At 43.9% G+C, this 11,273-nt stretch carries 9 protein-coding genes and 1 pseudogene; 9 read left to right on the forward strand and 1 reads right to left on the reverse strand.

Translation table 11 applies throughout. The annotated features are described in order from the left end of the window. Positions 1-302: 302 nt before the first annotated feature. The 6 genes and pseudogenes from epsC (at position 303) to EWV66_RS03965 (ending at position 5,938) form a co-directional block, all read left to right on the forward strand. A complete protein-coding gene (epsC, locus tag EWV66_RS03940; RefSeq protein ID WP_287107077.1) occupies positions 303-1,262 on the forward strand; it encodes a serine O-acetyltransferase EpsC in 960 nt (319 codons plus the stop codon). A 78-nt stretch (positions 1,263-1,340) separates the two neighbouring features. Further along, the gene (locus tag EWV66_RS03945; protein ID WP_002786081.1) at positions 1,341-2,273 is read left to right on the forward strand and encodes a family 2A encapsulin nanocompartment shell protein; all 933 of its coding nucleotides are present in this window, start codon (positions 1,341-1,343) and stop codon (positions 2,271-2,273) included. Further along, complete coding sequence (locus EWV66_RS03950) at positions 2,266-3,921, forward strand: family 2A encapsulin nanocompartment cargo protein cysteine desulfurase (protein ID WP_287107078.1); 1,656 nt, start codon at positions 2,266-2,268, stop codon at positions 3,919-3,921. The genes EWV66_RS03945 and EWV66_RS03950 overlap by 8 nt, the downstream gene beginning before the upstream one ends. Positions 3,922-4,156: 235 nt before the next feature. Beyond that, positions 4,157-4,325 (forward strand): annotated as a pseudogene (locus tag EWV66_RS03955) (IS5/IS1182 family transposase); the annotation flags it as partial. Between the two features lie 150 nt (positions 4,326-4,475). Further along, positions 4,476-5,489, forward strand: coding sequence for a DNA cytosine methyltransferase (locus EWV66_RS03960; RefSeq protein ID WP_287107079.1), 1,014 nt, complete (start codon positions 4,476-4,478; stop codon positions 5,487-5,489). 227 nt (positions 5,490-5,716) lie between these two features. After that, on the forward strand, positions 5,717-5,938 hold the full coding sequence (locus EWV66_RS03965; RefSeq protein ID WP_287107080.1) for a hypothetical protein: 222 nt from the start codon (positions 5,717-5,719) through the stop codon (positions 5,936-5,938). 168 nt (positions 5,939-6,106) lie between these two features. Here EWV66_RS03965 and EWV66_RS03970 read toward each other — a convergent pair whose 3' ends face one another. Next, positions 6,107-6,535 (reverse strand): QcrA and Rieske domain-containing protein, encoded by a 429-nt coding sequence (locus EWV66_RS03970; RefSeq protein ID WP_052277782.1) that lies wholly within the window; start codon positions 6,533-6,535, stop codon positions 6,107-6,109. A 264-nt stretch (positions 6,536-6,799) separates the two neighbouring features. Between EWV66_RS03970 and EWV66_RS03975 the strand changes: the two genes are divergently transcribed. The 3 genes from EWV66_RS03975 (at position 6,800) to EWV66_RS03985 (ending at position 11,088) form a co-directional block, all read left to right on the forward strand. Then, the gene (locus tag EWV66_RS03975) at positions 6,800-10,258 is read left to right on the forward strand and encodes a type ISP restriction/modification enzyme (RefSeq protein ID WP_287107081.1); all 3,459 of its coding nucleotides are present in this window, start codon (positions 6,800-6,802) and stop codon (positions 10,256-10,258) included. A gap of 300 nt (positions 10,259-10,558) precedes the next feature. Further along, positions 10,559-10,912, forward strand: coding sequence for a phenylpyruvate tautomerase MIF-related protein (locus EWV66_RS03980; protein WP_002734736.1), 354 nt, complete (start codon positions 10,559-10,561; stop codon positions 10,910-10,912). Continuing rightward, entirely contained in the window at positions 10,888-11,088 is a 201-nt protein-coding gene (locus tag EWV66_RS03985; protein WP_043999471.1) for a hypothetical protein, read from the forward strand. The genes EWV66_RS03980 and EWV66_RS03985 overlap by 25 nt, the downstream gene beginning before the upstream one ends. Positions 11,089-11,273: the final 185 nt, after the last annotated feature.

Below are 11,273 nucleotides of genomic sequence, written 5' to 3' on the forward strand. Positions count from 1 at the left end.
AAGTTTCTGCTTCCACCACCGTCGCATACCACAGTTAAAAAACCATGTACTGTCTTACACAGAGTCCACAGACTTTCGCCCCATTTCAGAAGCCCGATTCCGTGTGTCCCACGGTACGTGGACCGCCTATAGCTTCTTGTACTTGTTGCGCGCGACTTTTTACCCGGCCAAGCTTTTCTGGTCGGAACCCCCTAAGCCGAGTTTTCCAGGTGCTGCGCCGTCCACTTGGTTTTCGAGACTGGCCTTTTAATTCTAACGTAAAGCCGCCGTTCTACGGCGGGGTTTCAGACCCAAAATTTCCCATGACGAGCGAGTATCCGAGCAGTTCCAGCGCTCTCTCCCAACCGACCCTGTCCTTGGATCTTGATGAAATTATCGCTCAATTGTCCAAACCTCGTGGCGAGTCGTTCCACAGTTGGTCTCAATCACGAAGCCATTTCCCCTTGCCCTCCCGTGAGGCCTTATTTCGGATTGTCGATCGACTGCGTGCCGTTCTTTTTCCCTATCACTTTGGCAATCCCGATTTAGGCGAAACATCCAGCCGCTATTTTATCGGTCATACCCTCAATGAAGTCCTGCAACTGCTGCATCATCAGGTTTGTCGCGAACAGTGGTTGCTGGGGTCACAGTTGCACTGGTCGGCAGACCAGATTGAGAAACACGCCCAAGGGACGGTACAAGCCTTTGCCACTCAATTACCCCATCTGAAAGCTCTACTGGAAACGGATATCACTGCGGCCTATCGAGGTGATCCGGCAGCCAGAAATTTAGATGAAGTGTTGTTTTGTTATCCCGGGGTAACGGCCATCACTTATCACCGCATTGCCCATGCCCTGTATCGGTTGGACTCGCCCCTGTTGGCGCGGATTATCAGTGAAATTGGTCATTCCTTAACGGGGATTGACATTCACCCCGGCGCCTCGATCGGCAATAGTTTCTTTATCGATCATGGGACGGGGGTGGTGATTGGGGCTACCACGGTGATTGGCGATCGCGTGCGCCTTTACCAAGCGGTCACGCTCGGGGCGAAAAGTTTTCCCCGGGACGAATCGGGCAGTTTAATCAAAGGTCAAGCCCGTCATCCGATTATTGAAGATGATGTGGTGATTTACTCAGGTGCAACGATTCTCGGTCGGGTAACTATCGGTCGGGGCGCCACCATCGGTGGAAATGTTTGGTTAACCCGCAGTGTGCCGCCGGGGGGTTTTATCTCCCAGGCTCAACTACGACAGGAAATGTTTGATGACGGCTCTGGAATTTGAGGGGCTGTCCGGGCTGTGAATGTTCGGCCATGACAGTCGCTTTGTTACTTTTTTTTTTGAATTGGAGGATTTAACTCAATGACCTATACCCAAGATCATGAATTACAACTGGCTTTGGGAGATGCTGCCGCTCGGCAGTTAGCCAATGCCACGAAGACCGTTCCTCAGTTATTGACCATTTCACCCCGGTGGTTCGTTCGCCTCTTGCATTGGCTACCCGTTGAAGCGGGGATTTATCGTCTCAACAAAGTCAGGGATGCTTCCCGGGTTGAGGTGGCCTGCTCTGAACGAGACGAGCGGGAGCTGCCCGAAACCTTTGTGGATTACGAAGAGACCCCCCGGGAGTATTTCTTGAGTGCGGTGAATACGGTACTGGATGTTCACACTCGCGTGTCCGATCTCTACAGCAGTCCCCACGATCAGATCCATGAACAATTGCGCCTGACGATTGAAACGCTGAAGGAACGTCAAGAAAATGAGTTGATCAACAACCATGAGTACGGATTGCTGAACAATATTGTTGATTCCCAGAAAGTGCAACCTCGCAATGGTGCGCCCACGCCGGACGATTTGGATGAGTTGCTGGTCAAGGTGTGGAAGGAACCGGCATTTTTCCTCGCCCATCCCAAAGCGATCGCTGCCTTTGGACGAGAAGCAACCCGACGGGGTGTACCCCCTGCCACGGTGTCATTATTCGGGTCTCAGTTTATTACCTGGCGAGGCGTGCCTTTGATTCCTTCCGATAAGTTGGCCGTGAATGAGCAAGGCAAAACCAATATTTTGTTATTGCGGGTAGGAGAAAGCCGTCAAGGGGTGGTCGGTCTCTATCAGCCCAATTTACCCGGTCAACAGGGAGTTGGTTTGTCGGTGCGATTTATGGGGATTAGTCGCAAGGCGATCTCCTCTTACCTGGTCTCCCTCTACTGTTCGTTGGCAGTGTTGACCGACGATGCGGCGGCCGTACTGGAGAACGTTGATGTCAACCAATACCACATCTACGACTATGACTAACCCTGAACTGATCCCTGAAAAGGCGGGGGGGAATCTACCCGCTCTATCCCCGCCCACCACTGCCCTAACTGAGGTCGAGAACATTTCTCTTAACCCCTTATTCCAACCTGACCTTCTTGAGCATCTCGCCCAGACGATAATTCAAGAACTACAACGGCACGACCTTGGAGCGTCGCGGGCCAAGGGGTTGAGTACAGACCGGGATGATCTGGTGCCATCCACCCCCGCAACTTCCCCGGCTGCTGTGGGCGAACGGCCCACAGTTCCCTTTACTGTACCCTTAGCCACCCCCTCTTTCTACTTCATCGAAGAGTTAGAAACAAAAATCCCCGACCTTCCGGCGGTAGTGGCCAAACCGGGCCAGCTTGTTCAAGTCCCGGGGATCGATCCCCTTTTTGTCCCCCAGGCAAGCGGGCGAAGCGTTCAACGACCTAGCTTCTTTGATGTTCATACCATTCGCCGGGATTTTCCCATCCTGCAAGAACGGGTGAATGGCAAACCCTTGATCTGGTTCGACAACGCCGCAACAACTCAAAAGCCCCAAGCAGTCATCGATCGCCTCGTTCATTTCTACAGCCATGAAAATTCCAATGTGCATCGTGCCGCCCATGAATTAGCGGCTCGCTCCACAGATGCTTACGAAGCGGCCAGAGAAACGGTACGCCGTTTTCTCAATGCCTCATCTGCCAACGAAATCATTTTCGTGCGGGGGACAACGGAAGGCATTAATCTGGTGGCAAAAAGCTGGGGACAACAAACCCTGCAAGCGGGGGATGAGATTGTCCTCACCCATCTAGAACACCATGCCAATATTGTGCCTTGGCAGCAACTAGCCGCCCAAACGGGAGCAAAATTGCGGGTTGTCCCTGTGGATGACCACGGGCAGATTTTACTGGCAGAGTACCAACAATTACTCAACTCCCGCACAAAACTGGTGGCTTTTTCCCATGTTTCCAATGCCTTGGGAACCATTACCCCGGCTAAACAAATTATTGACTTAGCCCATCGGGTCGGGGCTAAAGTCTTGTTAGATGGCGCTCAATCGGTTTCCCACATTCCGATCGATGTTCAACAATTAGGGTGTGATTGGTTCGTCTTTTCCGGACATAAAGTCTTTGGTCCCACAGGGATCGGGGTACTTTATGGTCAAGAAGACCTGTTGAATGCCACGGTTCCCTGGCAAAGCGGCGGCAACATGATCGTGGATGTGACGTTTGAGCGTACCGTGTATCAGGCGGCTCCCACTCGTTTTGAGGCCGGGACGGGCAATATTGCCGATGCCGTTGGCTTAGGGACGGCCTTGGATTATGTTCAGCAGATTGGTTTGACCACCATTGCCAATTATGAGCATGAACTTCTGGAGTACGCCACTGCGGGACTGACAACCATCCCGGGCCTGCGTTTGATTGGGACGGCGGCCGATAAGGCCGGCGTGCTTTCCTTTGTGCTGGAGGGATTTGATGTGGAAGTCATTGGACAGGCCCTGAATCGGGAAGGGATTGCCGTGCGGGCAGGCCATCACTGCGCTCAACCCATTCTGCGACGCTTTGGTCTAGAGGCAACGGTGCGCCCTTCCTTGGCTTTCTACAATACTAAGGCTGAGGTGGATGCGCTGGTGGCCGCGTTGGAACGTCTGCAACGCCAATAAACTGACGGTCATGGGTGGGGCAGCTTGTACACCTATTCCAGTTCCCCCTAAACTGCCACCTATTTAAAATAGACCTCTTGCATATAGCGGTAAGCGCTTGAGTGAGATACAAACCAAGCTTTGCCTAGCATGGTTTATAGCTCGTGACACTGTACCTCATACGACTGCACACCGCTATAATTTTTTTAAAGAATAAAATGTGATCTTAGGTCAGGAAATCATCTATAATTTTGCTATGTTTATCAGGAAAATTATGGATTATCAAACAAAACTTATCAGATGAACAGTTCAAACGCCGTTTCGGCGTGTATAGACAAACCTATAGAAAGATGGTAGAATCAGTAAAAAGTGTTGAAGCTGAATCTAATTCAGTATCTAAAAGGGAACCGAAACCTAAACTATCTTTTGCTAAAATTAGGATATATTCACTTTGGCTATAGCGGTAAGCGCTTGAGTGAGATACAAACCAAGCTTTGCCTAGCATGGTTTATAGCTCGTGACACTGTACCTCATACGACTGCACACCGCTATATCTTTGGTGTCATAATTTTGCAATGACAAACGAAAAACTCAGATTTATCGATCTTTTTGCTGGTATTGGAGGATTTAGATTAGCTTTTGAGAGCGTTGGTTATGACTGTGTATATTCTTGTGAAATAGACGAGAACTGTCGAAAAGTATATTTCAATAATTTTCAAGAAATTCCCGATCAAGATATTAGAACAATTGCTATCCATGACCTGCCTGATTTTGAAGTGTTGACAGCAGGATTTCCCTGTCAACCCTTTAGCATTTCTGGAAAACGAGCCGGGTTTAGAGATACAAGGGGAACTCTATTTTTTCCCATCTGCGAAATAGTCGAATTAAAAAAGCCGAAAATAATTCTTCTGGAAAATGTTAAACACCTAATTCACCTCGACAAAGGCAAAAACTTAGATATTATTTTGCGTTCTTTGGAAGAACTGGGTTATTTAGTTGATTATAAGCTCTTAAATGCCAAGGATTTTGGTGTGCCGCAAAATCGAGAAAGAATTATTATTATTGCTACCCAAAATAAAAAATTTAATTTCAACTCATTAAAATATACTTCACCAATACCTAAGTTACGGGATTTTCTGTCTCCTCAAGGCAATTTTGAATACTTAGATAAAAAAGAATATACTCTCATTGATAATCCTACCTTACAACCATCAGGATTAATTTTTGTCGGGTATCGCAATAAAACTATCTGGAAAAAAGGTATCAGACCAAATACAGAACATTTATCCCGGGTTCATCATCAACCTAACCGAATTTATTCGATCGATGGAGTACATCCTACTATACCATCTCAGGAAACATCTGGACGTTTTTTTATTTATATACCCGAACAAGATCAGGTGCGTAAATTAACTATCCAAGAATGCTATCGACTGATGAAGTTTCCCGATAGTTTTCAAATTCATCCTAACTTAGCTGAGTCTTATAAACAGGTGGGTAATTCGGTTTGTATTCCCATGATTCAAGAGTTGGCTATTGCCATTAAGAAACATATTTTTGAAACCAATTCTAGAGTATCCTTACCTTAAAAGCCCTAGGCAGTCACACAGCTTCTGATCTAACTTCTGGTAGTGCAGGAGATATTGAGATTTTTGATAAAAATAAACAATTAGTAGAAGTTATTGAAATTAAGCATGGTAAGTACATTGATTTACAAATTCTCCGAATTGCCAAAGATAAAATTATTAAATTTAATCCGAGAAGATATTATATCCTATCATCGTTTGATGTTAAACCCACAGAAGTGGAGTTAATCATGTCCGAGATTCAAACTATCAAAAACAATCATGGTTGTCAAATAATCACCAATGGTATTATACCGACAATTAAATATTATCTGAGACTGATATCATCTCCAGAAGAATTTGTCAATACCTATTCCCATCTGATTGAAATAGATTCGGAATTACAAACTATTCATAAATTAAAATGGAACGAAATTTTATCTAATCTTATTTCTCCAATTGAACAAATCTAAACTAGCGAGCTATACTATGGCCAAAATATACCATCGCTGGTGACAGCCTTTCTTAAGATGAAGTGTAACCTAATTGGGTATCGATGCCACTCAATTAATTTCTAAGTGCGAGTAGAGAGTCACTAATTCTACCCGTGTCACCAAAGGCATGGTATTACGTCAACCCCGTTAAGCTTTTTTCACAAAAATAACGTCTTTTTCGACCTTGACTTGATAGGTGCTTAGATTGCGTTTTGGGGGTTTATTCGTGACCACCCCAGTGGCGGTAAATTTTCCCGGATGGCAGGGACAAGCTAAAATCTGTGCGCCAGTATTCCATTTCACCGTACAGCCTTCATGGGTACAAGTCGGGTTTACTGCACTGATCTTTTTCGTATTTTTCTCCCAGATCAGGAGCAAGGAGCCAACTGGGGATTTTTTATCTAGAAAACTGCCTTTGGCTTCCAATTCTTTGAGGGTAATGCCTGTCACTTTCACAAAGCCATCCGCCGCTTGGGCCGGGGTCATCTCTTGGTCGGTAGCCGTCCCTAGGATTTCTGGGGCGCAGGCCATGGCTCCGCCAACACCAACGAGGGCAACAAATTCACGACGATTCATGGGATTAGGTTTTTCCAAAAGTAACGTTAACTTTCACTGTACCGTAGAAGCTCTTTCCATTCAATTAACTTCTAAGTGCGAGTAGAGAGTATTCTTGGAAGAATAATCCTGAGCCTCTTACTCCCTGTCCATTCGATTAATTTCTAAGTGCGAGTAGAGAGGGACAGTAAGCAAACGCCTAACATTGATTATTATTCATTCTTAATTCTCCTGACGGCCGAAGCCTAACCCTAACAACAATTTTTAGTTTTCACAAGAGGTCTAATGAATCCCCTCGTCAATTATTTTCGCAACCTGCACGAAATCCACTCCTCCCAAGCAGCAGTAAAAGAAACCTCCTACTACGGCACTCTCGAAACTCTCCTTAACGAAATCGGTAAAACCCTAAAACCGCGAGTGCGCTGCATTATCAACCTCAGAAATCAGGGTGCGGGATTGCCGGACGGGGGACTTTTTAACGTCGATCAATTCCCCAAAAATCAAGAATTAGAGCCTTTTACGGCGATTTTTCCCGAAAGAGGCGCGATCGAGATTAAGGGAACCAAAGAAGATATCAAAAAAATCGCCGCCAGCGAGCAAGTACAAAAATACTGGCAAAAATACGGTCAAGTATTAGTCACCAATTATCGCGATTTTCTGCTCATCGGTCGCAATAGCCAAGGTCAACCGGTAGAATTAGAAGCCTATAGTTTAGCCCCGTCAGAAGCCGAGTTTTGGCTTAAAACCTCAAATCCATCCAAATTTGCCGCCGAACAGGGTGATAGCCTCTTAGAATACCTAAAGAGAGTGCTTTTACAGGCGGCTCCTATCACCTCACCGGCCGATGTTGCTTGGTTTCTTGCTTCCTATGCGCGGGACGCAAAAGCACGCTTAGAACATCATTCGGATCTTCCCGCTCTGGCCAATATTCGTCAAGCTTTAGAAAATGCTCTAGGTATCAAATTTGAACAGGAACAGGGAAATAAATTTTTTCGTTCTACCCTCGTGCAAACCCTCTTTTATGGTTTATTTTCTGCTTGGGTATTATGGCACAAGGAAAACCTCAATCGCGAGGATAAGTTCGATTGGAAATCCGCAGCCCACCATCTCCATGTTCCCATGTTAGCGATCCTATTCGAGCAGATCGCTGCGCCGAGTAAGTTAAAATCTTTGGGATTAGTAGAAGTTTTGAATTGGACCGGTGCAGCTTTAAATCGAGTGCGACGGGAGGAATTTTTTCGTCAATTCGATGAGGGACAAGCGGTACAGTATTTCTATGAACCATTTTTGCAAGCTTTTGATCCGGATTTACGCAAAGAATTGGGAGTTTGGTACACTCCTCCGGAAATTGTTCGCTATATGGTAGCGCGAGTCGATCGAGTTTTACGAGAAGAATTAAATATTGAGGACGGTTTAGCTAATCCCGATGTTTATATTCTCGATCCTTGCTGTGGAACCGGTGCTTATTTAGTCGAGGTTTTGCGCTATATTACCGATACTTTACAGGAAAATGGCGCGGGTGCTTTAGCCATGGCTTTGGTGAAAAAAGCAGCCATAGAAAGAATTTTCGGTTTCGAGATTTTAACTGCTCCTTTTGTCGTCGCTCATCTACAATTAGGTTTATTTTTGCAAAGTTTGGGTGTACCTTTAATAGAAGATAGCGAACGGGTGGGGGTTTATCTGACGAATGCTTTAACCGGTTGGCAACCTCCCGATGAGGAAAGTAAACAGAAAATTCAACAGCTACAATTAAGTTTTCCGGAGTTAAATAAGGAACGAGAGGCAGCTGATGAAGTTAAGCGCGGTAAACCGATTTTAGTTATTCTTGGTAATCCTCCCTACAATGCTTTTGCTGGAACCAGTCCCGCAGAAGAAGCAGGTTTAGTGGAAGTGTATAAACAGGGTTTAATCTCCGATTGGGGGATTAAAAAGTTTAATTTGGATGATTTTTATGTGCGCTTTTTCCGTTTAGCGGAAAGATGTATTTCAGAAAATACCGGTAAAGGGGTTGTTTGTTATGTTTCTAACTATTCTTGGGTTAGTGAACCTTCTTTTGTTGTCTTGAGACAGAATCTATTAAAGAATTTCAATAAGTTCTGGATCGAAAATATGCACGGAAATCGCAAAATTTCTGAATATGCACCCGATGGTAGAACCAGTGAGACAATTTTCTCAATACCTGGATTCTCAGCAGGAATTCAACAGGGAGTGGTGATTTCTCTTTGGTTGAAAAATAGTTCTCAGCAAGGAACTAAGGTCTTATTTCGAGATGATATTGATGCAGCTAAAGCAGTTGAAAGAAGGTCACAACTTTTAGAAAGCTTAAAAAATCAAGATTTTGATGCTTTTTATCAAGTCTCTAACCCAGAACAATCTAATCGTTATTCTTTCCGTCCCTCCGATGTTTCCTCTCACTATTTAGCATGGCCAAAGTTAACAGATTTATGTAAAGAACCACCTAGCAATGGATTAATGGAAAAAAGGGGAGGAGCATTAATTGATATTGATAAATCAAGTTTAGAAAAAAGAATTAAAATGTATTATGATACTTCGATAACATGGGAAGAACTTAAAACATTAAAAACTGGATTAACGAAAGATGCTAGTGGATTTGAAGCCAAAAAAGTACGCTTAAAAGTTCAAAAATCAGAAGGTTTTCAACAAAATAACATTATACGCTATTTAATTCGACCTTTTGAAGTTAGATGGTGTTATTACAGCAAGATTAGTCCTTTATGGAATCGTTCCAGACCTGATTTATGGTCACAATGTTGGGAAGGAAATTCATTTCTTATGAGTCGTCCAGCAGGAGTTGCTAATCCTGAAGGAATACCAATATGTTATACACAATTGTTAGGAGATAATGATTTTCAAAGAGGTCATGCTTATTATTTTCCTATACGATTACGTCAAAATTTAGAGAAGGTGAATACAGAAGATAATACTCAAGGAAAATTATTCGATTCCGGTAACTTTAATAGTCCTTCAATAAAAGCTAATCTCTCGGAAAAATCTCGTCAATACTTAAATCAACTGGGTATTAATAATCTTGATGAAAATATCGAGAATGCTTCCTTAATTTGGCTGCACTCGTTAGCGATTGGGTACTCTACCTTGTATCTTGGGGAAAATGCCGATGGTATTCGTCAAGACTTCCCAAGGATTCCCCTTCCCAATAGCCAAGAATTATTAATTAAATCTGCCCAACTAGGACAAGCGATCGCATCTCTTTTAGACACAGAAAACCCCGTTATAGGAGTCACCAAAAAACCGACCCCTGCACTGCAAAAAATCGCCTTGATTTCCTGCACTGATGGGGGAAATTTAAACCCAGATAAGGGGGATTTAATTATTAACGTCGGTTGGGGACACGGGGGTAAAAATGGCGTGACAATGCCGGGTAAAGGAAAAGCGATCGCCAGACAATATACAACCGCAGAAATGAGCGTAATTAGTCCAGAAATGCGAAAATTATTAGGAACCAAAACCTATGATATTTATCTCAATGATCGAGCCTATTGGCAAAATATACCGGCCCAGGTTTGGGAATATACCATCGGGGGTTATCAAGTCATTAAAAAATGGCTAAGTTATCGCGAGGAAAAATTATTAGGACGGGGATTAACTATCGCAGAAGTGCAGGAAGTAAGCGAGATGACTAGAAGAATTACTGCGATTATTCTCCTAGAATCAGACCTAGATGATAACTACCAAAATATCAAAACGGCCGTGTATTCTTTTTAACTTAGTGTCAGCAGAATTCCCTCGCTTTTAGCGATGGGATGAATGCTGATACTAAATCCCTTGAGTACAGGCTAGTTATGAGACGAGGCACTCATGCAAGAAGCAAAAGGGGAAATAAATAATCAGTTTTTAATAACAGGATTTAGTATGACATTCAGTTTTTTTCCCACTTCCCACTCCCCAATTCATAATTCATAATTCCCCAAGGATTGGATGATTGAAGCCTTCTGCAGCAAAAGAATATCTGTGATTGCCATCAAAACTGTTATATTATAGAAAAATATTGCTGAGATTTTTTCTATGCCTCTAATTAAAATTCAAACTTCTGTCACCTCCCTCGATGATGAGACGGTTAATCAACTTTTGCAGAGTCTTTCGGCTAAATTAGCTAAACATCTGGGAAAACCCGAATCCTATGTGATGACAGCTTTAGAATCGGGGATAAAAATGACTTTTGCTGGTACTTTTGAGCCGGTGTGTTATGTGGAGATTAAAAGTGTTGGTTCTATTTCCGCCGCTCAAACTAAAAGCATGAGTAGTGATTTTTGTCAAGAAATTGAGGCTTATTTAGGAATACCGAAAAATCGCATTTATCTAGAATTTGCCGAGGCGAAAGGTGATCTTTGGGGATGGAATGGCACTACTTTTGGCTAATTTATGCCAAAATTATCGGAGATAGGGCTTATTTTAACTCTCTGGTGAGGATTTTTGCCTGTTCAATCCAAGCTAACATCACCGCAATATCGGGACTTGACATCCTCGCCGCCGTAAAACGGACGGCGATTCCTCACCACGCCACTTTTTTAGGGTGGTCGCGTCAATGGGGTTGACGCAGATAGCGAAAAACGCTTAATTGCTTAAGTCTGACTGTCCGTTTTGAGTGTCCGGATGCCCTCCGGCCACTTTGAACAAGTCGAAAAAATCTCATGTTCAACCTTATTTCCTAGAAAGTTTTACTCGTTCAAGGCCGAATTTGAATTCTTTTCTGAACAAAACCCCCTACTATCTGTTGTCA

The organism is Microcystis sp. M_OC_Ca_00000000_C217Col (assembly GCF_007095585.1).
In the GTDB taxonomy this organism is placed as follows: domain Bacteria; phylum Cyanobacteriota; class Cyanobacteriia; order Cyanobacteriales; family Microcystaceae; genus Microcystis; species Microcystis panniformis.